Genomic DNA, 22,543 nt, shown 5'->3' on the forward strand with positions numbered 1-22,543 from the left:
CCGTCAGAGTGCGCCGCCGAACAGGCGGTGCAGGGCCTCCCAGTGCCGCTGCTCGGCAGCGTCGTCGTGGGCGGGAGTGTCGGGAACGGCGAACCCGTGCGCCGCCGGATAGGTCTCCACCGTGTGGCCGACACCGGCGCCGGACAGGGCCTCCTCCAGCCGCTGCCGCTGCTCCTCGGGGAACGAGCGGTCGTCGGTGGCGCCCGCGACGTACACGGTGGCGCGGATCCGGTCGGCGAGCCGGTGCACGCTGGCCGGGTCGTCGGTGGCGAGGTTCCCGCCGTGGAACGACGCCGCCGCGGCCACCCGCTCGGGCTGCGTGCCGGCCGTCCGCAGCGCCATCACGCCGCCCATGCAGTACCCGGTGACGCCGACCCGGGGGCCGGCGACCTCGGGGCGGTCGAGCAGCGCCGTCACCCAGGCCTCCGCGTCGACGGCGACCATCCGCGGCTCCAGCGAGGAGACCATCCCCATCAGCCGGGCGCGCTCGTCGTCGTCGGTGAACACGGTGCTCATGTCGAAGGGCGCCCAGTCGCCGTGCCGGTGGTAGACGTCGGGCAGCAGCACCGCGTAGCCGAGGACGGCGAGGTGGGCGGCCATGTCGTGCATGGCCTTCCGGACCCCGCCCGCGTCGACGTAGAGCACGACCCCGGGCCAGGGGCCGTCGCCGTCCGGGGTGTGCAGGCTGGCACGGGCGTCGCCGTCGGGGGTGGGGATCGTCAGGTCGGTACGCGGCACGGGGCGGCTCCGGGGACGGTGGTCGGGTCGGTGCCCGTTCTACGCCCGGCGGAGCCGCCGCGCTCGGTGAGGATCAGTGCCGCGTCAGCGCTCCGTCAGCGCATCGTCGGCGTCGAGGCGGCGGGTCCGGGTCTCCGAGTAGAGCGCCACGGCGACGATCGTCACCACCGAGCTGGCCGCGATGTAGACGGCGATCGAGAAGCCGGTGCCGGTCGCGGTCAGCAGTGCGACCGCGATCACCGGGGCGAGACCGCCGGCGAACACCGAGGCCAGCTGGTAGCCGATGGACACCCCCGAGTAGCGGACCTTCGTGCCGAACAGCTCGGACAGGAACGCCGCCTGCGGTCCGTACATCGCGCCGTGCAGCACCAGGCCGACCGTCACCGCGATCGCGGTGAGCGCGAAGTTCCGCGTGTCGAGGAGGTAGAAGAACGCGAACGCCCAGACACCGACGCCGACCGCACCGACCAGGTACACCGGCTTGCGCCCGACCCGGTCGGAGATCGCGCCCCACATCGGGGTGGTCACCAGGTGCACGGCCGCACCGATCAGCACCGCCCCCAGCACGAACGACGACGGCAGGTCGAGCTGACGGGTCGCGTAGGTGGAGATGACGATCGTGAAGATGTAGTAGGAGACGTTCTCGGCGAACCGGGCGCCCATCGCGGTCAGCACCTCGCGCGGGTACTGCCGGAACACGTCGACGATCGGCATCGTCTCCTTCTCGCCGGCCGCGGCCCGCGCGGCTGCCTTCGCCTGCGCCTCCCGGAACACCGGGGACTCCTCGACGGCGAGCCGGACGTACAGGCCGATCAGCACCAGCACGGCGGACAGCAGGAACGGGATCCGCCAGCCCCAGGCCTGGAAGGCCTCCTCGGACTGCACCAGCGCCATCACCGCGAGCAGGCCGTTGGCGAGCAGCTGCCCGGCGGGCGCGCCGGCCTGCGGCCAGCTCGCCCAGAACCCCCGGTGCTCGGGCTTCCCGTGCTCGGACACGATCAGGACGGCGCCGCCCCACTCGCCGCCCAGTGCGAAGCCCTGGATCAGGCGCAGCAGCACCAGCAGCGCCGGCGCGGCGATGCCGATCGTGGCGTAGCCCGGCAGCAGGCCGATCGCGAACGTCGACAGGCCCATCATGAGCAGCGAGATGACCAGCAGCTTCTTGCGGCCGATCTTGTCGCCGTAGTGGCCGAACACCAGGCCGCCCAGCGGGCGCGCGATGAACCCGACGGCGAACGTGCCGAGCGAGAGCAGCAGGCCGGTGGCGCCGTCGGAGTCCGGGAAGAACACCTGCGGGAAGACCAGCGCCGCGGCGACGCCGTAGAGGAAGTAGTCGTACCACTCGACCGTCGTGCCGAGCATGCTCGCCGCGACCACGCGGCCGATCGGCGTGCGTGGCCGGCCGGGCTCCGTCGGCGTCGTCCCGGTTCCCGGTGCGGTGGCACCGGACTGCGTGTCGGACACGGTCTCTCCCCATCGTGAGACTGGCTGTCGGTGGCGTCACCGTAGTTCGTCCGGGTGACGGATACACCGGTTCCCACCACACCAGGACCCGGCATCCGACGTGCTGCGGCCACACCGGGCCGACGGTCACCGCCACACTGGACCCATGTCCGACGACGACTACCTGCCGCTGCCCGAGGACGCCGACCGCGTGCTGGTCGTCGTCGCCCATCCGGACGACATGGAGTACGGCGGTTCCGGCGCCGTCGCCCGCTGGACGTCGCAGGGCAGGCGGGTCACCTACCTGCTGGTCACCCGCGGTGAGGCGGGGATCGACACCCTCGCCCCCGACGCGTGCGCCCCCGTCCGCGAGGCCGAGCAGCGGGCGGCGTGCGCGGCCGTCGGCGTCGACGTCGTCGAGTTCCTCGACCATCCCGACGGCCTGGTCGAGTACTCGGTCGCGCTGCGCCGCGACATCGCCGCGGCGATCCGCAGGCACCGGCCGCAGCTCGTCGTCACCGGGAACCACCGGGAGTCGTGGGACGCCGACGGCGCCGCGCCCAACCACGCCGATCACGTCGCCGTCGGCCGGGCCGTCATCGACGCCGTCCGGGACGCGGCGAACCGGTGGCTGTTCCCGGAGGCGGGCGAGCGGTGGGACGGCGTGCGCGGGGTCGCGGTCGCGGCGTCGCCCCGCGCGCGGCACGCGGTCGACATCTCCGGGCACCTCGACGCGGCCGTCGCCTCGCTGGAGGCGCACCGGGCGTACCTGGCGGCACTGGACGGCGACATGGCGGGCAGCGGGGTCCTGCGGGAGTGGGCGGCCGGGGTCGCGACCCGGCTCCCCGGCGCGAGCGCGGCGACGACCTTCGAGTACCTGGAGGTCTGAGCCGCCGACGACGGGCGTCACAGGTGGAGGCCCCGCCGTACGGGGTACCGTCGATACCGGCCGGTCGCGGTCGCGCCTCCCGAGCGCCGGACCGCACGACCGGCGGCGGGTCTCCGGAGCGTGCGTCTCGCCGCCCGCCCGGCCCCCACCACGGCTACCGAGGGTTGATTGCGTGAACGGCTCCACCGCCCAGGCTCGCGTCCTCGTGGACGAGCTGATCCGCGCCGGCGTCACCGACGCTGTGCTCTGCCCGGGCTCCCGCAACGCGCCGCCGGCGTTCGCGCTGGCCCGGGCCGAGGCGCTCGGGCTGATCCGGCTGCACGTCCGGATCGACGAGCGGACGGCGGGCTTCCTCGCACTCGGCCTGGCGCTGGCCTCCGGGCGTCCGGTGCCGGTCGTCGTCACCTCGGGGACGGCCGTCGCGAACCTGCATCCCGCCGTGCTCGAGGCCGCCCACGCCGGGGTGCCGCTGATCGCGCTCACCGCGGACCGGCCGCCCGAGCTCGTCGGGACCGGTGCCAGCCAGACGATCGCGCAGTCCGCCCTGTTCGGGCCGACCGTGCGCTGGTCCGGCTCGCTCGCCGTGCCCGACGTGGTGACCGACACGGAGGCGCGGCGCTGGCGGTCGTCGGTGGCGCGCGCGCTGGCGGCGGCGACCGGGACCGGGGCCGGTGCCCCCGGCCCGGTGCACCTGGACCTGCCCTACGCCGAGCCGCTGGTGCCCGAGGGCCCGGCCGCGACGCCCGGTGCGCAGGACCTCCTCGGGCCCGGCGTCCCCGCCGGCCGCGCCGCCGGAGCGGCCTGGACCGCGGTGACCCGGCCGGTGCGGACGGCGCCGCCACTGCCGCTGGACCCCGCCGCCCGGACCCTCGTGATCGCCGGTACCGGCGGCCCGGCCGCCGATCCCGGCCTGCTCGGTGGCGCCCCGCTGGTGGCCGAGCCGTCGTCGCCGTGGTGGCCGCACGCCCTGCGCACCGGCCCCTGGCTGATCGACCGGCCGGAGCTGCGGCCGACGCAGGTGGTCGTCCTGGGCCGTCCGACGCTGCACCGCGCGGTGTCCGCCGTGCTCGCGGACCCCGGCATCGCGGTGTACGCCGACCCCGGTCAGGACGGCGTCGGCTGGACCGACGTGTCCGGCACGGTCCGGGCCGTCGGCGCGCTGCCCGCCCTCACCCCGCCCGACGACTGGACGTGGGCGTGGGGCGACGCCGACCGGGCCGCGGCCAAGGCCCTCGACACCGCCCTCGACGACGGCACCGCCGACGGTGCGCCCGGCCTGCGCCTGGCCCGTCAGGTCGTCGCCGCGCAGCGCGACGGCGGGCAGCTCGTCCTCGGCTCGTCGAACCCGGTCCGCGACGTCGCGCTCGCCGCCACCCCCCGGTCCGGGCTGACGGTGCGCGCGAACCGGGGCGTCGCGGGGATCGACGGGACGGTGTCGACCGCCGTCGGCGCCGCGCTGGCGCACGACGGCCCGACCGCGCTGCTGCTCGGTGACCTCACCCTGGTGCACGACACGACGGGCCTGGTCATCGGCCCGGACGAGCCCTGCCCGGACCTCACCGCGGTCGTCCTCGACGACGACGGCGGCGGCATCTTCCACCTGCTCGAGCAGGGCGGCGCGGAACACGCGCACGCCTTCGAGCGGATCTTCGGCACCCCGACCGGGGTCGATCTCGTCGGGCTGGCCCGCGCCGCGGGCTGGGACGCGGCCGACTGGTCCGGTGACCCGGCCGAGCTGACCGCACGGCCCGGCTCCGGGCGCCGCCTGGTCCGTGTCCGGGTGCCGCGGGCCGGTCTGCGCGACGCGCACGCCGCCCTCCGCGAGGCCGTGGGCGCGGCACTGGGCTGAGTGCGCTCAGCCCTCCAGCGCCTCCCGGACGGCGCGCATCTTGGCGGCGGCCTCGCGCACCTCCGCGTCGGGATCGGAGTCGGCGACGATCCCGCACCCGGCGAACAACCGCGCCGTCCGGCCGCGCAGCTCGGCGCAGCGCAGCGCGATGCCGGTCTCCCCGCCGCCGTCGGCGTCGACGTAGCCGACCGGGCCGGCGTAGCGGCCGCGGTCGAGCCCCTCGATCTCCGTGATCAGCGCGGTCGCGTCCGGGGTCGGGGTCCCGCCGACGGCCGCGGTCGGGTGCACCGCACCGAGCAGCGTCAGCAGGGAGGCGGGGCGCGCCGCGTCGAGCCGGGCGGTGACGTCGCTCGCCAGGTGGGACACGTTGGGCAGGGTCAGGACGGACGGGCCGTCCGGCACCCGCAGGTCGGTCACCAGCGGCCGCAGCGACGCGGCGAGGGAGTCGACCGCGTAGGCGTGCTCGCGGCGGTCCTTCGCGGACCCGGCGAGCGCGCTGTCCACATCGGTCCCGTCGCCGGAGGGCCACATCGTCCCGGCCAGCACCCGCGACTCCACGGTCGGCCCGTCGAGCCGCAGCAGCAGCTCCGGGGTGGCGCCGACCAGGCCGTCGACGGCGAACGTCCAGCACGTCGGGAACCGTCGGGCGAGCCCGCCCAGGAGGAAGCGCGTGTCGAGGTCCGCGTCGGCGTGCGCGAGCAGGTCGTGGGCGAGCACGACCTTGTCCAGTTCACCCGCCCGCATCCGGCGCACGGCCTCGCCGACCGCGCCGCGGTAGCGGTGGGCCGGGACGTCGCCGTCGGCGAAGTGCAGCCGCCCGCCGGGCCGGACCGGCGCGGGGACGGGCAGCGCCGCGCCGGGCGGCTCGTCGTCCGTGGAGATCTCGGTGACCCACGCCCGGTGCCCGCGGCGGCCGACGACGACCCGCGGCACCACCAGCACCGACCCGGCGGAGGCCGGATCGAAGGTGAAGGAGGTGAAGGCGACGGCGCCGGTGCCGGGCAGCCGGACGTCGTCGTCGACCTCCAGGTCGGCCACGACCGAGCGCCACCAGCGGTCGGCCTCGGCGAACCGCCCGGGACCGGACGCGGTGAACCGGGCGGCCTCGCCCCACCCGACGATGCCCTCGTCGCCACGCACCCAGGACAGCGCGCCCGCACCTCGGGGCAGCACGTCCAGCAGCGGCCCGTCGAGCCGGAGCGGGCGGGTGCGGACCCGCAACGCGGTGCCGGCCGGTGCGACAGTCACACCCCGAGGGTAGGCAACGGACCGCGGCGGTGCGGGGCGGCGGGGCGAGGCACCCGACACACCCGGGTGGCCGTGGCCCGGTGGGCGGCTCCCTAGAATCGGGTGTCGTGACCAGTCCGACCGGCGACGTGCTGACCGAGACCCGGGCCGCTGCGGGCCGCTTCATGGCCCGGGTGCGCTACCGGGTGCCGGAGATCGTCGCGGGTGTCGGGATCACCCTGACGCTGCTGGTGCTGATCGCGCTCGGTGGGGCGTTCCTCACCGACATCCGGATCTCCTCGCACGGCGCCACCACGGCGGCCACCGTCCTCGACGGCTCCGGCTACTGGCGCTCGGTGGTCCGGTTCGTCGACGCCGAGGGGCGCCTGCAGACCCCCGGGGCCGGGATCGCCTACCCGGTCGGTCTCACGCCCGGCGAGAACATCTACGTCGAGTACGACATCGCGGAGCCCACCCGGGTCCGCGTCGCCGGCCGGTCCGCGGTCGACGGCATCCTGCCGGCGGCCGGCGCGCTCGCCGCGATCTGGGTCGTGGTCGGCCCGGCCTGGGTGACGCTGCGGCGCCGCCGCGATCAGCGGTCCTGACCGCGCCAGAGCGCGCACGTCTCCGCCGCCACCTCCGGCGCGACGACGAGCAGCCCGTCCGCCGGCATCGGGGCGGACCGCCCGTCGCGGCCCAGCACCATCGCGCCGGACTCCGCGGCCAGGCACAGCGCCCCCGCCACGTCCCACTCGTGGTAGCGGGTGAGTACCGCGGCGACGGCGTTGCCCAGCGCCACCTGGGTGATCGCCAGGGCGGCCGACCCGAGCACCCGGACGCCGGCGTGCGCGGCGCGGGCACGGTCGACGAAGGCCGGGTCCGGGTCCTCCGCACACACCAGTGAGCCGGCCAGCCTGGCCGGCCGGGCCGGGGGGACCGGCTTGCCGTTCGCCCGGAACCCGCGACCGCGGGCGGCCGCGTAGATCTGCCCGCGGCCCGGATCGGCGACGACGCCGACGGCCGGGCCGTCGCCGTCGACCAGGGCCAGGCTGTACGCGCACCACGGGAGCCCGGCCACGTAGTTCGCGGTGCCGTCGACCGGGTCCACCACCCACCGCATCGGCGCCTCCGCCGCGCCCCGGTCGGCGCCGTACTCCTCGCCGACGACCGGGCAGCCGGGGAACTCGGCCGCCAGGACGCGGCGGGTGTGCCGCTCCAGCGTCCGGTCGGTGTCGGTGACCCAGTCGAACGGGTTCGCCTTGGCGGTGGCCTCCGGCGGTCCGCCGTGCTCGCGGCCGAGCGTCGCGGTGATCACCTCGGCGGCGTCGTTCGCCAGCCGCCCGGCCGTCTCCAGGGCGCGGGAGAGCAGCGCCGGGTCCACCGGGCGCACGGGTCGGGTGGTCTGCGGGACGGCCGTCATGCGCACCGAGTGTCCGGGCAGGTGGTGACCCGGTCGCGACCGCGAGATGACGCGACCGTGCCGGGCACACCAACTCGCGGGCGCCCCACCCGATGTTCGCCGAGGGTTGGGTGGTTGATCACGCCGTGGACCCGGCCCGGCGTCCCGCTCCGAGCACTGTCGAACCGTGCGCGTCGCAATCGTCTCGGAATGCTTCCTGCCGGTGGTCAACGGCGTCACCAACTCCGTCCTGCGGGTGTGCGAGCACCTGCGGGCCGGTGGTCACGACGTCCTCGTGATCGCACCCGGGTCCGGTGAGCCGCAGGAGTACGACGGGATCCCGGTCGTCCGGATCCCCGCCGTCGGGCTCCCGGTGGTCAACTCGATGCCGGTCGGCGTCCCGAGCCGCCGGGTGCTCACCGCGCTGCGGGCGTTCCGGCCGGACGTCGTCCACCTGGCCGCGCCGTTCGTCGTCGGGGCGCGGGGGCTGGCCGCCGCGCGCCGGCTCGGCATCCCGACGGTCGCGATCTACCAGACCGACGTCGCCGGGTTCGCCTCGTCGTACGGGCTCGGTCTCACCGCCCGTGCGGCCTGGCGCTGGACCTGCCGGCTGCACTCGATGGCGGACCGCACGCTCGCCCCGTCCAGCTGGGCGACCGGCGCGCTGCGCGAGCGCGGCGTCCCGCGGGTGCACCAGTGGGCGCGCGGCGTCGACACCCGGCGGTTCACCCCCTCCCGGCGCGACGACGCGCTGCGCGCCGAGCTGGCGCCGGACGGGGAACGGCTGATCGGGTTCGTCGGCCGGCTGGCCCCGGAGAAGCAGGTCGACCGGCTCGCGGTGCTGGGGTCGATGCCCGGGACACGGCTGGTCGTCGTCGGGGACGGGCCGAGCGCTGACGGGCTGCGGGAGCGGCTGCCGTCGGCGGCGTTCCTGGGGCACCGCGGCGGCGACGAGCTCGCCCGGATCTACGCCAGCCTCGACGTCTTCGTCCACACCGGACAGGCCGAGACGTTCTGCCAGGCCGTGCAGGAGGCGCTGGCCTCCGGTGTCCCGGTCGTCGCGCCGGACGCGGGCGGACCGCGCGACCTCGTCCTGCCCGGCCGCACCGGGTACCTCGTCGCACCCCGCCCGGACGGCGGCGAGCCCGGCGACCCCGCCACCGACGAGGCCGACCGCGAGCTGGTCGGCGCCGTCACCGCGCTGTGCGACCCGGGCCGCAACCGGGCGTTCGGCACCGCCGCCCGCCAGTCCGTCCTGCGCCGCACCTGGACCGCGGTCGGGGACGAGCTGCTCGCGCACTACACCCAGGTGCTGCACGCCGCGCCCGAGCGCCTCGCCGCCTGACCCCGCTCGGTCGCGGCTGCGTAGTCGTGCGGATCCGGGAGGAGCCCGCCCGGCGCAGGCTCGGCGGCATGACACACGTGGGCACGACCGTCGTCGTCGAACCGCAGGGTGAGCTCGCCGGGGTGGACACCTCGGCCGCCGTCGCGCAGATGCAGCGGCTGCTCGACCGCAACCCGGCCGTCCGTACGACCGCCAGGGCCGAGGTGCTGGCCGAGCCGCACCGGGTGCTGCCGCCGGTGCTGTTCGCCCTGTCGGAGAACCTGGTCGCCGAGGGCGACATGGCGGAGGCCGCCCGCTGGTTCTACGCGGCCCAGGTCCGCGCCCGGTTCGACGCGACCCGCTGCACCGACCCCACGGCCGCGTCGGCGGTCGGGGTGCTGCGCGAGCGGTTCGGCGAGGCGGTGAACCGGTGGGCCTTCGCCGACCCGGCCCGGGTCCGGCGCGCCGCCGTGCGGGCCGTCGCCTGGGACCGGGGCGCCCCGCACGACTACGACCACCGGTGGATCGCCCTGCACGGGATGGGCGCCTTCACCGGACCCGGGACCCGCGTCGACACCCCCGCCGGGGAGTGGCCGGCGACCGCGGCCCGGGTCCGTGCGGAGTACCTGTCCGGGCTGCGCGAGGTCCTGCGGGAGCAGTTCGGCGAGCGGTGACCGCCGCTGCGTACGCTCGTGGCGTGTCCCGCGCCGAGCTCGACAAGGATCCGCACGACGTCGCCCGGATGTTCGACGGCGTCGCCCGGCGCTACGACCTGACCAACACCGCGATGTCCGGCGGTCAGGACCGCTACTGGCGGGTGCAGACCCGGCGCGCACTGGCCCTCTCGCCCGGCGAGAAGGTCCTCGACCTCGCCGCCGGTACCGCGGTGTCCACCGTCGAGCTCGCGAAGGACGGCGCCTGGTGCGTCGCCGCCGACTTCTCGCTGGGCATGCTGCGCGCGGGCGCCCACCGCGACGTGCCGAAGGCCGCCGCCGACGCCCTGCACCTGCCCTTCGCCGACGCCTCGTTCGACGCCGTCACGATCTCCTTCGGCCTGCGCAACGTCGCCGACACCGTCGCCGGGCTGCGCGAGATGGCCCGGGTGACCCGCCCCGGCGGACGTCTCGTGGTCTGCGAGTTCTCCACCCCCACCTGGGCGCCGTTCCGCGCGCTCTACCAGGGCGCCGTCCTCGGGCACCTGATCCCCACCGTGGCCCGCACGGTGTCCTCGAACCCGGATGCCTACCTCTACCTCGCCGAGTCGATCCGGGACTGGCCCGACCAGGCCGCGCTCTCCCAGAAGATCGCCGACGCGGGCTGGGAGCGGGTGGCCTGGCGCAACCTCACCGTCGGCGCCGTGGCGCTGCACCGGGCGTACAAGCCCGCCTGACCCACGCCGGCCTCCGCGCCGACGCCCCGTCCCGGCGCCGCCGCCGCGCCGTGCCGCCGGGGCCGTGCCGCCGCGCCTCGTCCCCCGGGCCCCCGCCCCGCCTCCGCGCCCCCCGCCGCGCCGCGCCGCGCCCCGCCGCGCCGCGCCGCCGCACAGGTTCTGTGCTGCCCGCGCACAGATTCCGCGCCTGCCGCACAAGTCCGGACCTGTGCGGCAGGCAACGAACCTGTGCGGTCGCGGTGCGGCTGTGCGGCTTCCCGGCGCCGGGTGTGCGGCCGCTCGGCCGGGTGTGCGGTTCCTCGGAGGTGTGCGGCTGTCGGCCGGGTGCGGGTCCTCGAGGGTGTGTGGCTGTCGGCCGGGTGTGCGGTCCTTCGCGGGCGTGCGGCTGTCGCGGCCTCTCCCACGTCGTGCTCCACCCCGTTGCCGCCGCCCGATGCGGCACGACACCGCCAGCCGGGCGAATCGCCCCCGGGGGCCCCGGCCCCCGGCGCCCGCCCCCGCCGGGCCACCCTCGCCGCCCACCCCCCAGCGCAACCGCACACCCTTGCGGCGTCCCGCACAGGCTCGGAGTTGTGCGGCGAGCCAGCAGACTGTGCGGCTGGAAGAGAGCCTGTGCGGTTACGGGTGCGACAGCTGCCGCCGGGGGAGCGGTACCGCCGCTGCGGGGTACGCGGCGGGCCTGCGGGCTGTGCGGCTGCCCTGCAGGGTGCGCGACTGCTCGGGAAGCTGTGCGGCGATCCGTGGGTGCCCGGCGCGTCAGAGCCGGACCGGCGGCCGGACCACGGCCGACCGCACGGGGCGGCCGCCGGCACCGGGCCGAGGGGCACCGTTCTCCGCGCGCCGGGCGGCTCCTGCATCCCGAGCGCTCCGGCCCGACCGGCGGTTCCTGCATCGCCCGAGCGCTCCGGCCCCGACCGACCGGTCCTGCACGGCCCGACCGGTCCTGCACGGCCCGACCGGTCCTGCACGGCCCGACCGGTCCTGCACGGCCCGACCGGTCCTGCACGGATTCGTGCCTGCACCGACCGACCGCTCCCGCACGGGGCGAGCGCTGTCGCACCGGCCGGGCGGTGCCGGACCCTCTGTCACCGCCCGGTCGCGTCGCGTTGCGCCGCAAGAAGTTCGTCGTCCTCGCCCGATCCGCCGACGCGGATCCGTGGCTCACGTCCTACACTCGTCGCGACGTTCGTGAAGTTTTTCACAAGCGTGGTGCTCGACACGGCGATCGGAGGGCCTCGACCAGCGACGATGTGGATCACACGTGATCCAGGTCCCCCCTCAGGTAAGGCTCGCCTGGGTTCTTCGTCACACGGTGGCGGACATAGGGTCCCCCCGACCGGCTTGTCGATCACCACCAACGACGGTGGCGGCGCGACCACGAAGGTGAACGGATGCTCGATCCCTATCTCCCGCTCGTCCTGCTGTTCGCGTTGGCGGCGGGGTTCGCGGTGTTCTCGGTCGCCGCGGCGCCACTGATCGGGCCGCGCCGGTTCAACCGGGCGAAGCTGGACTCCTACGAGTGCGGCATCGAGCCCTCGCCGCAACCCGTCGTCGGTGGCGGTCGCGTCCCGGTCGCCTACTACCTCACGGCGATGCTGTTCATCCTGTTCGACATCGAGCTGGTGTTCATGTACCCGTACGCCGTCGTCGCCGACGCGGTCGGTGTCTTCGGGTTCGTGGCCATCACGCTCTACATCGCCACGATCGCCTTCGCGTACGCCTACGAATGGCGTCGCGGCGGGCTCGAGTGGAACTGAGGCCGTCATGGGACTCGAGGAGAACCTGCCCAGCGGTGTCCTGCTGACCAACGTCGAGAAGCTGGTCAACTGGACCCGGAAGTCGTCGCTCTGGCCCGCCACGTTCGGCCTGGCCTGCTGCGCCATCGAGATGATGACCACCGGCGCACCGCGCTACGACCTCGCGCGGTTCGGCATGGAGGTCTTCCGTGCCTCGCCGCGCCAGGCCGACCTGATGATCGTCGCGGGCCGGGTGAGCAACAAGATGGCGCCGGTCCTGCGCCAGATCTACGACCAGATGCCCGAGCCGCGCTGGGTGCTCGCGATGGGCGTGTGCGCCAGCTCCGGCGGCATGTTCAACAACTACGCGATCGTCCAGGGCGTCGACCACGTCGTGCCGGTGGACATGTACCTGCCGGGCTGCCCGCCGCGGCCGGAGATGCTCATCGACGCGATCCTGAAGATCCACGCCAAGATCATGGACGAGCCGCTGGGCCCGAAGCGGGCCGCCGAGCTGGCCGAGTCCGGGTACCGGACGCCGATGGTGCCGTCGTCGGTGAAGTTCGCGCCGAAGCACAAGCAGCTGGACGCGCTGAAGAGCACGCCCACCCCGGACGTGCCGAACCATCTCGAGCCGGGCGCGCAGCCGAAGCCGGCCCTGAACGAGCTGGTCGCGGCCGAGCGGCCGGACCTGCCGTCGCTGGCCGACGCCGCGCGTGGAGGTGAGCAGCAGTGACCGGACCGACCGGTACCTCGAAGGACGACGCCGAGCCCACCGGCGGCGAGCACTCGTCGTCGCAGGAGAGCGGCGCCGCGCTGGAGCAGCAGCAGGCCGGTGGTGGTGGGGACGCGCTGGCCGGTGTCCGGCCCGCCGCCCGCATCACCGAGACCCGGGCACGCTCGGGCATGTTCGGCGTCCGCGGCACCGGGGACACCTCCGGCTACGGCGGGCTGACGCTGCCCGGGTACGCGCCGGCGCCGGCCGAGCGGCCCTTCGGCGGCTGGTTCGACGAGTTCGCCGACGAGCTGGGCGCGGCGATGGACGAGCGATCCATCCCGCGGGACGCGATCGAGCAGGTCACGATCGACCGCGACGAGATGACCCTGTACGTGCTGCCCGACAAGCTCAACGCGGTCGCCCGCACGCTGCGCGACGACCCGGGCCTGCGCTTCGAGTTCTGCGCGACGGTGTCCGGTGTGGACTACTCGGCGCCGGACGGGTCGCCCGTCGACCGGCCGGTGCACGTCGCCTACCACCTGCTGTCCATGACCTACCGGCGCCGCATCCGGCTCGAGGTCGCGCTGGACATCGAGAACCTGCACGTCGACAGCGTCGTCGACGTGTACCCCACCGCGGACTGGCACGAGCGCGAGACCTGGGACATGTTCGGCGTCGTCTTCGACGGCCATCCCGCGCTGACCCGGATCCTCATGCCGGACGACTGGGAGGGCCACCCCCAGCGCAAGAGCTACCCGCTGGGCGGCATCCCCGTGGAGTACAAGGGGGCGGAGATCCCGCCGCCCGACGAGCGGAGGGCCTACTCGTGACGAGCACCGACGACCGCCCCACCACACCGCAGCAGGACCCCTACGCCGCTCCCGGCCGGGAGACCACCGAGGGCACCGTCTACACGGTCACCGGTGGCGACTGGGACACCCTGATGGATGCGGACCACGACGACCGCATCGTCATCAACATGGGTCCGCAGCACCCGTCGACGCACGGCGTGCTGCGACTCGTCCTCGAGCTGGAGGGCGAGACCGTCACCCAGGGCCGTGCGGTGATCGGCTACCTGCACACCGGCATCGAGAAGAACTGCGAGTACCGGACCTGGACGCAGGGGGTCACGTTCGTGACCCGCGCGGACTACCTGGCGCCGCTGTTCAACGAGGCCGCGTACTGCATGGCCGTCGAGAAGCTGCTCGACGTCGAGGTGCCGCACCGGGCCGAGCACATCCGGGTGCTGCTCATGGAGCTCAACCGGATCGGTTCGCACCTGGTCGCACTCGCCACCGGCGGCATGGAGCTGGGCGCGCTGACCGGCATGACGTCGGGGTTCCGCGAGCGCGAGGAGGTCCTGCACCTGCTCGAGTTCCTGACCGGCCTGCGGATGAACCACGCGTTCATCCGGCCCGGCGGGCTCGCCCAGGACCTCCCCGAGGGGTACCGGGAGCGGGTCACCGAGTTCCTCGACGTCATGGACTCGCGGCTGCCCGACTACGACCGCCTGCTCACCGGCCAGCCGATCTGGAAGCAGCGGCTGGAGGGTGTCGGCTACCTGCCCGTCGACGGCTGCCTGGCGCTCGGTGCGTCCGGTCCGATCCTGCGGTCGGCCGGGCTGGCCTGGGACCTGCGCAAGCACATGCCGTACTCGGTCTACGACGAGTACGACTTCGAGGTCCCGACGGCGACCGAGGCCGACTGCTACGCCCGCTACCGGCTGCGCGTCGCCGAGATCCACGAGTCGCTGAAGATCATGCGGCAGGCGCTGGCGAAGCTCGACGAGATCGGCCCCGGCCGGGTCATGGTCGACGACCCGAAGGTCGCGTGGCCGGCTCAGCTCTCGATCGGCAGCGACGGCATGGGCACCACGCTCGAGCACGTCCGCAAGATCATGGGTCAGTCGATGGAGTCGCTGATCCACCACTTCAAGCTGGTGACGGAGGGCTTCCACGTGCCGCCGGGCCAGGCCTACGTCGGGGTCGAGTCCCCGCGCGGCGAGCTCGGCGTCCACCTGGTCTCCGACGGCGGCACCCGCCCGGTCCGCGTCCACGTGCGCGACCCCAGCTTCGTGAACCTGCAGACGATGCCCGCGATGAGCGAGGGCGGCCAGGTCGCCGACGTCATCGCGGCCGTCGCGTCGATCGACCCCGTGATGGGAGGTTGCGACCGATGACCCTCCCCGGAGGCAACCCGGAGTCCAACTCGCCGGCCCCGGTCACCCCGACGGAGCGCGAGTTCCCCGCACCGCCGGAGCCGTCGCCGGTCTCGCCGACGTTCGACGAGCTCACCCGCGCGCGGACGAAGGAGACCATCGCCCAGTACCCGGAGCCGCGGTCGGCGCTGCTCCCGCTGCTGCACCTGGTGCAGTCGGTCGAGGGCTACGTCAGCCAGGACGGCATCCGCTACTGCGCCGAGGCCCTCGAGCTGACCACGGCCGAGGTGTCCGCGGTGGCGACGTTCTACACGATGTACAAGCGCAGTCCCTGCGGCGAGCACCTGGTCAGCGTGTGTACCAACACGCTGTGCGCGGCGCTCGGCGGGGACGACATCTACACCCGGCTGCAGACCCACCTGGGTTCCGAGGACCGCCCGCTGGGGCACGAGGAGACGGTGGGCGAGCCGGGCACGACCGGCTCCCTCACGCTCGAGCACGCGGAGTGCCTGGCGGCGTGCGACCTCGCCCCGGTCCTGCAGGTCGACTACGAGTACTTCGACAACCAGTCGGTCGAGTCGGCGGTCGAGCTGGTCGACGCGCTGCGCCGCGGTGAGCGTCCGCAGCCGACCCGCGGTGCCCCGCTGACCGACCTCCGCACCGTCGAGCTGGAGCTGGCCGGCTTCACCGACGAGGCGGCCCCGGTCGACGAGACCGCCCGGGTCGAGGGGCCGTCGTCGGCGATCGAGTCGGTGCGGGGGGCGCGGCTGGCCGAGGACAACGGCTGGACCGCCCCGGCGATGCCCGGCAGCCCGCCCGCGATGCCCGCGCTACCGGAGAAGAAGTGATCGCATGAGCACCACAGAGCCTGTGCGCAAGCCGGACCCGGTCACGCCCGTCCTGACGAGGCGGTGGCTGTCGCCGCGGTCGTGGTCCATCGACACCTACGAGCAGCTCGACGGCTACACGTCGCTGCGCACCGCGTTCGCCGCCCACCCGGACCAGCTCATCCAGCTGATCAAGGACTCCGGCCTGCGCGGCCGCGGCGGCGCGGGGTTCCCGACCGGCATGAAGTGGGGCTTCATCCCGCAGGACGACGGCAGCGGGAAGGGCCCCGGCGCGAAGCCGAAGTACCTGGTCATCAACGCCGACGAGGGCGAGCCGGGCACCTGCAAGGACATCCCGACGATGATGGCCGACCCGCACTCGCTCATCGAGGGCTGCATCGTCACCAGCTACGCGATCCGCGCGAACTTCTGCGCGATCTACGTGCGCGGCGAGGCGCTGCACTGCATCCGCCGGCTCCGTGCCGCGGTCCGTGAGGCGAAGGCGCGCGGCTACCTCGGCACCGACATCCTCGGCTCCGGGTTCGACCTGGAGATCGTGGTGCACGCCGGTGCCGGCGCCTACATCTGCGGCGAGGAGACGGCGCTGCTCGACTCGCTGGAGGGCCGGCGCGGCCAGCCGCGGCTCAAGCCGCCGTTCCCGGCGACCGCCGGGCTGTACGCCTGCCCGACCGTCGTGAACAACGTCGAGACCATCGCGAGCGTCCCGGCGATCGTCAACGGCGGCTCGGACTGGTTCCGCTCGATGGGCCGGGAGAAGTCGCCCGGCCCGAAGATCTACTCGATCTCCGGGCACGTCGAGCGACCCGGCCAGTACGAGGCCCCGCTCGGCATCACGCTGCGCGAGCTGCTGGAGCTGGCCGGCGGCATGAAGGACGGCGTCCCGCTGAAGTTCTGGACGCCGGGCGGCTCGTCGACGCCGCTGCTCACCGCCGACCACCTCGACGTCCCGCTCGACTTCGAGGGCGCCGCCGAGGCCGGTTCCATGCTGGGGACGACCGCGGTGCAGGTCTTCAACGAGACCGTCTCGGTGCCGTGGGCGGTCATGAAGTGGACCGAGTTCTACAAGCACGAGAGCTGCGGCAAGTGCACCCCGTGCCGCGAGGGCACGTACTGGCTGGTGCAGGTGCTGGAGCGCATGGTGCACGGCCAGGGGACGAGCGCCGACGTCGACATGATGCTCGACGTCTGCGACAACATCCTCGGCCGCTCGTTCTGCGCGCTCGGGGACGGCGCCACGTCCCCCATCACCAGCGGCATCACGTACTTCCGCCAGGAGTTCCTGGACCTCATCGCGGAGCAGCCCGATGTGGACCGCCCGGAGCAGCTGACGGACGTGGAGCTCGCGCAACGGACCAACGGCACTGAACTGACCGGAGCCACCGCATGACGATCGCGCCGGACGAGAAGACCGAGACCCCGGTCCCCGAGGGCCACGTCCGCCTCACCATCGACGGCCAGGTCGTCGACGCCCCCAAGGGCGAGCTGCTGATCCGCACCTGCGAGCGCCTCGGCATCGTGATCCCGCGGTTCTGCGACCACCCGCTGCTCGACCCGGCCGGCGCCTGCCGGCAGTGCCTGGTCGAGGTCGAGATGGGCGGCCGGCCGATGCCGAAGCCGCAGGCCAGCTGCACGATGACCGTCGCCGACGGCATGGTCGTCAAGACCCAGCACACGTCGGAGCGGGCGGACAAGGCGCAGCAGGGCGTGATGGAGCTGCTGCTCATCAACCACCCGCTGGACTGCCCGATCTGCGACAAGGGCGGCGAGTGCCCGCTGCAGAACCAGGCGATGGCGCACGGCCGCGCCGACTCCCGGTTCGTGGAGACGAAGCGGACGTTCCCGAAGCCGCTGCCGATCTCCACCGAGGTGCTGCTGGACCGCGAGCGCTGCGTGTTGTGCCAGCGCTGCACCCGGTTCTCCGAGGAGATCGCCGGCGACCCGTTCATCGACCTGCTGGAGCGCGGCGCGAACCAGCAGGTGGGGATCGCCGAGGACCAGCCGTTCCAGTCGTACTTCTCGGGCAACACGATCCAGATCTGCCCGGTCGGCGCGCTGACCAGCGCCGCGTACCGGTTCCGGTCGCGGCCGTTCGACCTGCGCTCGACGCCCGGCACCTGCGAGCACTGCAGCTCCGGCTGCGACATGCGGACCGACTCCCGGCGCGGGACGGTGCTGCGCCGCCTGGCAGGCAACGACCCGGAGGTCAACGAGGAGTGGCTCTGCGACAAGGGCCGCTTCGCCTTCCGCTACCTCGGCAGCCGGGAGCGGATCACTCGGCCGATGGTGCGCCGGGAGAACGGTGAGCTGGAGGAGGCCTCCTGGACCGAGGCGCTGCAGGTCGCCGCGGAGGGCCTGCTCGCGGCCCGCGACGGCGCCGGCATCGGCGTGCTGCCCGGCGGGCGGCTCACCGTCGAGGACGCCTACGCCTACGCCAAGTTCGCCCGCGTCGTCGCCCGCACCAACGACATCGACTTCCGGGCCCGGCCGCACTCCGACGAGGAGCTGGAGTTCCTGGCCGCGCACGTCGCCGGGGGCACCCCCGACGACGCGGTGACCTTCGAGCGGATCGAGAACGCCCCGGCGGTGCTCACCGTCGGGACCGATCCCGAGGAGGAGTCCGGGATCGTCTTCCTCCGGCTGCGCAAGGCGTGGCGGAAGAAGGGGCTGCGGCACTTCCAGGTCGGACCCTTCACCTCGACCGGCGCGGAGAAGACCGGGGCCACGGTGTTGCACGCCGTGCCGGGCGCCGAGGCCGCGGTCGTCGCCGACCCCGGTGCCGACGTCGTGACGGCGCTGGAGCAGCCGGGCACGGTGATCCTCGTCGGGGACCGCGCGGCGGAGTCGCCCGGCCTCTACTCGGCGGTCTCGGCGCTGGCCGCGCGGACCGGGGCGGCGATCGGCTGGCTGCCGCGCCGGGCCGGGGACCGCGGGGCGCTGGAGGCCGGTGCGCTGCCGACCCTGCTGCCCGGTGGGCGTCCGGTGACCGACGCCGCGGCCCGCGCCGAGCTGGAGCAGGCCTGGGGCTCCGGGCCGCTGCCGGAGCGGCCCGGTCGCGACGGTGACGCCATCCTGGCGGCCGCCGCGGGTGGTGCGCTGGCGGCACTCGTCGTCGGCGGGGTGGACCCGCAGGACATGGCGGACCCGCAGGCCGCGATCACCGCGCTGCGGGAGGTCGGTTTCCTGGTCAGCCTGGAGATCCACACCTCGGCGGTGACGGAGCTGGCCGACGTCGTGCTGCCGGTCGCGCCGGACGCCCAGCGTTCCGGGACCTATGTGAACTGGGAGGGCCGCCGCCGCCCGTTCGGCGTCGCGCTGGACGCGGCCGGAGTCCTGCCGGACTGCCGGGTGCTGGACACCCTCGGCGTCGAGATGGACGTCGACCTGTTCACCCAGACCCCGGCCGCCGCGGCCGGGGAGCTCGACCGGCTCGGCTCGCACCGTCCGGGCACCGCCGCACCGTCCCGGGCACCGGGTGAGGCGCGCCGTCCCGGCTACGGCCAGGCCGTCCTCGCGACGTCCCGCCAGCTGGTCGACGACGCCTCGCTCGCGATCGACGAGCCGGCGCTGGCGGGCACCGCACGGCGGCCCTACGTGAAGGTCAACGCGGCCACCGCCGAGCGCCTCGGCCTCGTCGAGGGCGACGACGCGGCGGTCCGCACCGACCGCGGCACGATCACCCTCCCGGTCTCGCTGACCGACCTGCCGGACGGCGTCGTGTGGCTGCCCACCTGCTCGCCCGGCTCGCACGTCCGGCCCACCCTCGGGGCCGGGCACGGTGACCTCGTCGGCGTGGCGCCGGCCGGCCCGAACGGGAGCGACTCGTGAACCTCCTGCCGCTGCAGGTGCCCGCGCCTCCGATCGAGGGGATGACGCGCACCCAGCAACTGCTGGCGGACGACCCGATCTGGCTGATCCTGATCAAGGTCGTCGGGCTCTTCGCGCTCGGCGTCGTGCTGACCCTGTTCATGATCAACTGGGAGCGCAAGGTCGTCGGCCGGATGCAGCACCGTCCGGGGCCGAACCGGACCGGTCCCGGTGGCTGGCTCCAGAGCCTCGCCGACGGGCTGAAGCTGGCGTTCAAGGAAGACATCATGCCGGCGCTCGCCGACAAGAAGGTCTACTTCGTCGCCCCGATCATCTCGACGGTGCCGGCGTTCGTGGCCCTCTCGGTGATCCCGTTCGGCGGCGAGGTCACGATCTTCGGCGAGGAGACCGTGCTGCAGCTGGTCGACGTGCCGGTCGGCGTGCTCGTCGTGCTGGCCTGCTCGTCGATCGGTGTCTACGGGATCGTGCTCGGCGGGTGGGCCTCCGGCTCGCCGTACTCCCTGCTCGGCGCGCTGCGCTCCGCGGCGCAGGTGATCTCCTACGAGATCGCGCTCGGTCTGTCGCTGGTCGGCGTGGTGCTCTACGCCGGGTCCGGTTCCACCGCCGACATCGTCGCGTCGCAGTCGAGCGGCTGGTACGCGATCCTGCTGGTGCCGAGCTTCGTGGTCTTCGTGATCGCGATGGTCGGCGAGACCAACCGCGCCCCGTTCGACCTCCCCGAGGCCGAGTCCGAGCTCGTCGGCGGGTTCCACACCGAGTACTCGTCGCTGAAGTTCGCGCTGTTCTTCCTCGCCGAGTACGTGAACATGGTGACCGTCTCGGCGATGGCGGTGACGCTGTTCCTCGGCGGCGGGATGTGGCCGTGGCCGCTGAGCTTCCTCAACGAGTACGGCTGGCTGCAGTTCCTGCTCTTCATCGCGAAGATCCTGCTGTTCCTGTTCGTCTTCATCTGGCTGCGCGGCACGCTGCCGCGGTTCCGCTACGACCAGTTCATGAAGCTGGGATGGAAGGTCCTCATCCCGGTGATGCTGGTGTGGACCGTCGCGATCTTCGGCATCCGCGCCTTCCAGAGCTCCGGTGGCGACAACGTCGTCCTGCTGCTGTCGCTGATCGGGTTCGCGCTGGCCGTCGTCCTCGCGGTGGCCTTCCTGCTCCCGGACCGGCAGGTCGAGCCACCACCGGTGGAACCGGCGTCGGACTACCCGGTGCCGCCACTGGACCTGAAGGTCCCCGAATCACCCCCCAGGCGTCGCAAGGCCGTCGGTGCCGGAAGGGAGAGCGAGTAGATGTTCGACTTCTTCAAGGGTTTCGGCGTCACCTTCTCGACGATGTTCAAGAAGGTCGTCACCGAGGAGTACCCCGAGGACTTCCCCCCGGCCGCGCCCCGCTACCACGGTCGGCACCAGCTCAACCGGCACCCGGACGGGCTGGAGAAGTGCGTCGGCTGCGAGCTGTGCGCCTGGGCGTGCCCGGCCGACGCGATCTACGTCGAGGGCGGCGACAACACCGAGGAGGCCCGGTACTCCCCGGGTGAGCGCTACGGCGCGATCTACCAGATCAACTACCTGCGGTGCATCGGCTGCGGCCTGTGCATCGAGGCCTGCCCGACCCGTTCGCTGACGATGACGAACTTCTACGAGCTGGCCGACGACAACCGGCAGGACCTCATCTACACCAAGGAGCAGCTGATGGCTCCGCTGCTGCCGGGGATGGAGCAGCCGCCGCACCCGATGCGTCTGGGCGACGACGAGCAGGACTACTACGTCTCCGGGCCGACGCTCGCGAAGGTCTCCGTCCTGGACCAGACCGGGGAGCAGGTGCGATGACGACCCCGTACGCCGTGCTGGCCCAGGCCGCCGGGGAGGTGACGACGGGCGAGGCGATCACGTTCTGGATCCTCGGCCCGGTGGCCCTGGCCGGCGCGCTCGGCCTGGTCTTCGCCCGGCACGCGGTGCACGCCGCGCTGCTGCTGGTGCTGACGATGTTCTCGATCGCGGTGCTCTACATCGTGCAGTCGGCGCCGTTCCTCGGGTTCGTGCAGATCATCGTCTACACCGGCGCGGTGATGATGCTGTTCCTGTTCGTCCTGATGCTGGTCGGGAAGGACTCGAAGGACTCGGTGATCGAGGTGCTCCGCGGTCAGCGGGCCGCGGCGCTGGTGTTCGGCGTCGGGCTCGCCGCGCTGCTGGTCGCCGGGATCTCCCGGGGCCTCACCGAGGTCACCCCGGCCGGCCTGCAGGCGGGCGGGATGGGCGGCAGCGCGAACGTCGCCGGGCTCGGCAGGCTGATCTTCACCGACTATCTGCTGGCGTTCGAGCTGTCGGCGGCGCTGCTGATGGTGGCCGCGCTCGGCGGGATGGTGCTGACCGGGTCGCAGAGCTCCCAGCACGCCAAGCTCTCGCAACGCGAGACGGTGCTGCGACGGCTGCGCGGGCAGCACGCCCGGATCTCGCCGCTGCCCGGCCCGGGTGTCTACGCGACCGCGAACTCGGTGGCGGTGCCGGCGCTGCTGCCGGACGGGTCGATCGCACAGGACTCGATGGCCGAGATCATCGAGTCGGTCGCGGTCGACGTCCCCGACACCACGACGCCGGACGCGCACGCGCTCACCGGACGTCCCGCCCCCGACCGCACGATCGAGTCGGGCGAGGCGAGTGCGACCGGGGAGGACCGATGACACCCGAGTACTACCTGCTGCTCTCGGCCCTGCTGTTCAGCATCGGTGCCGTCGGCGTGCTCGTCCGCCGCAACGCCGTCGTCGTGTTCATGTGCATCGAGCTGATGCTGAACGCCGTCAACCTGTCCCTGGTCACGTTCTCGCGGATCAACGGGAACCTCGACGGCCAGGTGATGGCGCTGTTCGTGATGGTCGTCGCCGCCTGTGAGGTCGTGGTCGGCCTCGCGATCATCACTGCGATCTTCCGCGCCCGGCAGTCGTCCTCGGTGGACGACGCGAACCTGCTGAAGTACTAGGAGCGGACAACGGTGACCCAGCTCCC

Annotated in this window: 21 protein-coding genes; 17 read left to right on the top strand and 4 right to left on the bottom strand. The window is 73.7% G+C overall.

All coding sequences use genetic code 11. The annotated features are described in order from the left end of the window. Positions 1 to 3: 3 nt before the first annotated feature. Both AD017_RS16680 and AD017_RS16685 read right to left on the bottom strand, forming a co-directional pair. Complete coding sequence (locus AD017_RS16680) at positions 4 to 738, bottom strand: dienelactone hydrolase family protein (RefSeq protein ID WP_060574784.1); 735 nt, start codon at positions 736 to 738, stop codon at positions 4 to 6. An 84-nt stretch (positions 739 to 822) separates the two neighbouring features. Further along, positions 823 to 2,100 (bottom strand): MFS transporter, encoded by a 1,278-nt coding sequence (locus AD017_RS16685; RefSeq protein WP_202968981.1) that lies wholly within the window; start codon positions 2,098 to 2,100, stop codon positions 823 to 825. A 247-nt stretch (positions 2,101 to 2,347) separates the two neighbouring features. Between AD017_RS16685 and AD017_RS16690 the strand changes: the two genes are divergently transcribed. Next, positions 2,348 to 3,070: a PIG-L deacetylase family protein gene (locus AD017_RS16690; RefSeq protein WP_010235899.1), complete on the top strand. Its 723-nt coding sequence runs from the start codon at positions 2,348 to 2,350 to the stop codon at positions 3,068 to 3,070. 172 nt (positions 3,071 to 3,242) lie between these two features. Then, positions 3,243 to 4,919, top strand: coding sequence for a 2-succinyl-5-enolpyruvyl-6-hydroxy-3-cyclohexene-1-carboxylic-acid synthase (gene menD, locus AD017_RS16695; RefSeq protein WP_060574785.1), 1,677 nt, complete (start codon positions 3,243 to 3,245; stop codon positions 4,917 to 4,919). A 6-nt stretch (positions 4,920 to 4,925) separates the two neighbouring features. On the opposite strand, the gene AD017_RS16700 is transcribed toward menD, so the two are convergent. After that, entirely contained in the window at positions 4,926 to 6,167 is a 1,242-nt protein-coding gene (locus tag AD017_RS16700; protein WP_060574786.1) for an isochorismate synthase MenF, read from the bottom strand. 107 nt (positions 6,168 to 6,274) lie between these two features. Here AD017_RS16700 and AD017_RS16705 point away from each other — a divergent pair, with 107 nt between their 5' ends. Further along, positions 6,275 to 6,751, top strand: coding sequence for a DUF3592 domain-containing protein (locus AD017_RS16705; protein ID WP_010224817.1), 477 nt, complete (start codon positions 6,275 to 6,277; stop codon positions 6,749 to 6,751). On the opposite strand, the gene AD017_RS16710 is transcribed toward AD017_RS16705, so the two are convergent. Next, positions 6,739 to 7,566, bottom strand: coding sequence for an inositol monophosphatase family protein (locus tag AD017_RS16710; protein WP_010224819.1), 828 nt, complete (start codon positions 7,564 to 7,566; stop codon positions 6,739 to 6,741). The genes AD017_RS16705 and AD017_RS16710 overlap by 13 nt on opposite strands. 166 nt (positions 7,567 to 7,732) lie before the next feature. Here AD017_RS16710 and AD017_RS16715 point away from each other — a divergent pair, with 166 nt between their 5' ends. From AD017_RS16715 to nuoK, 14 genes are all read left to right on the top strand, one after another. Next, a complete protein-coding gene (locus tag AD017_RS16715) occupies positions 7,733 to 8,890 on the top strand; it encodes a glycosyltransferase family 1 protein (protein WP_060574787.1) in 1,158 nt (385 codons plus the stop codon). 68 nt (positions 8,891 to 8,958) lie between these two features. Then, complete coding sequence (locus AD017_RS16720; protein WP_145982520.1) at positions 8,959 to 9,543, top strand: hypothetical protein; 585 nt, start codon at positions 8,959 to 8,961, stop codon at positions 9,541 to 9,543. 23 nt (positions 9,544 to 9,566) lie between these two features. Continuing rightward, positions 9,567 to 10,259, top strand: coding sequence for a demethylmenaquinone methyltransferase (locus tag AD017_RS16725; protein ID WP_010224825.1), 693 nt, complete (start codon positions 9,567 to 9,569; stop codon positions 10,257 to 10,259). Between the two features lie 1,391 nt (positions 10,260 to 11,650). After that, positions 11,651 to 12,016 (top strand): NADH-quinone oxidoreductase subunit A, encoded by a 366-nt coding sequence (locus AD017_RS16730; protein ID WP_010244283.1) that lies wholly within the window; start codon positions 11,651 to 11,653, stop codon positions 12,014 to 12,016. 7 nt (positions 12,017 to 12,023) lie between these two features. Further along, positions 12,024 to 12,731, top strand: a complete 708-nt coding sequence (locus AD017_RS16735; RefSeq protein WP_010244280.1) for an NADH-quinone oxidoreductase subunit B family protein — start codon at positions 12,024 to 12,026, stop codon at positions 12,729 to 12,731. Next, positions 12,728 to 13,543, top strand: a complete 816-nt coding sequence (locus AD017_RS16740) for an NADH-quinone oxidoreductase subunit C (RefSeq protein ID WP_010244276.1) — start codon at positions 12,728 to 12,730, stop codon at positions 13,541 to 13,543. Before AD017_RS16735 ends, AD017_RS16740 begins: the two co-directional genes overlap by 4 nt. Next, the gene (locus AD017_RS16745) at positions 13,540 to 14,892 is read left to right on the top strand and encodes an NADH-quinone oxidoreductase subunit D (RefSeq protein ID WP_010244273.1); all 1,353 of its coding nucleotides are present in this window, start codon (positions 13,540 to 13,542) and stop codon (positions 14,890 to 14,892) included. Before AD017_RS16740 ends, AD017_RS16745 begins: the two co-directional genes overlap by 4 nt. Then, positions 14,889 to 15,719 (top strand): NAD(P)H-dependent oxidoreductase subunit E, encoded by an 831-nt coding sequence (locus tag AD017_RS16750; RefSeq protein ID WP_060574789.1) that lies wholly within the window; start codon positions 14,889 to 14,891, stop codon positions 15,717 to 15,719. The genes AD017_RS16745 and AD017_RS16750 overlap by 4 nt, the downstream gene beginning before the upstream one ends. 4 nt (positions 15,720 to 15,723) lie before the next feature. After that, a complete protein-coding gene (nuoF, locus tag AD017_RS16755) occupies positions 15,724 to 17,106 on the top strand; it encodes an NADH-quinone oxidoreductase subunit NuoF (protein ID WP_033200784.1) in 1,383 nt (460 codons plus the stop codon). After that, positions 17,103 to 19,544, top strand: coding sequence for an NADH-quinone oxidoreductase subunit G (locus tag AD017_RS16760; protein ID WP_060574790.1), 2,442 nt, complete (start codon positions 17,103 to 17,105; stop codon positions 19,542 to 19,544). Before nuoF ends, AD017_RS16760 begins: the two co-directional genes overlap by 4 nt. Before the next feature lie 41 nt (positions 19,545 to 19,585). Continuing rightward, complete coding sequence (gene nuoH, locus AD017_RS16765) at positions 19,586 to 20,830, top strand: NADH-quinone oxidoreductase subunit NuoH (RefSeq protein ID WP_029240154.1); 1,245 nt, start codon at positions 19,586 to 19,588, stop codon at positions 20,828 to 20,830. Then, positions 20,831 to 21,370, top strand: coding sequence for an NADH-quinone oxidoreductase subunit NuoI (gene nuoI / locus AD017_RS16770; RefSeq protein WP_010244258.1), 540 nt, complete (start codon positions 20,831 to 20,833; stop codon positions 21,368 to 21,370). Beyond that, on the top strand, positions 21,367 to 22,221 hold the full coding sequence (locus AD017_RS16775) for an NADH-quinone oxidoreductase subunit J (protein WP_010244255.1): 855 nt from the start codon (positions 21,367 to 21,369) through the stop codon (positions 22,219 to 22,221). The genes nuoI and AD017_RS16775 overlap by 4 nt, the downstream gene beginning before the upstream one ends. Then, positions 22,218 to 22,517: an NADH-quinone oxidoreductase subunit NuoK gene (nuoK, locus tag AD017_RS16780; RefSeq protein WP_010244252.1), complete on the top strand. Its 300-nt coding sequence runs from the start codon at positions 22,218 to 22,220 to the stop codon at positions 22,515 to 22,517. The genes AD017_RS16775 and nuoK overlap by 4 nt, the downstream gene beginning before the upstream one ends. The last annotated feature ends 26 nt before the right edge of the window (positions 22,518 to 22,543 follow it).

It is taken from the genome of Pseudonocardia sp. EC080619-01, assembly GCF_001420995.1.
GTDB lineage: Bacteria > Actinomycetota > Actinomycetes > Mycobacteriales > Pseudonocardiaceae > Pseudonocardia.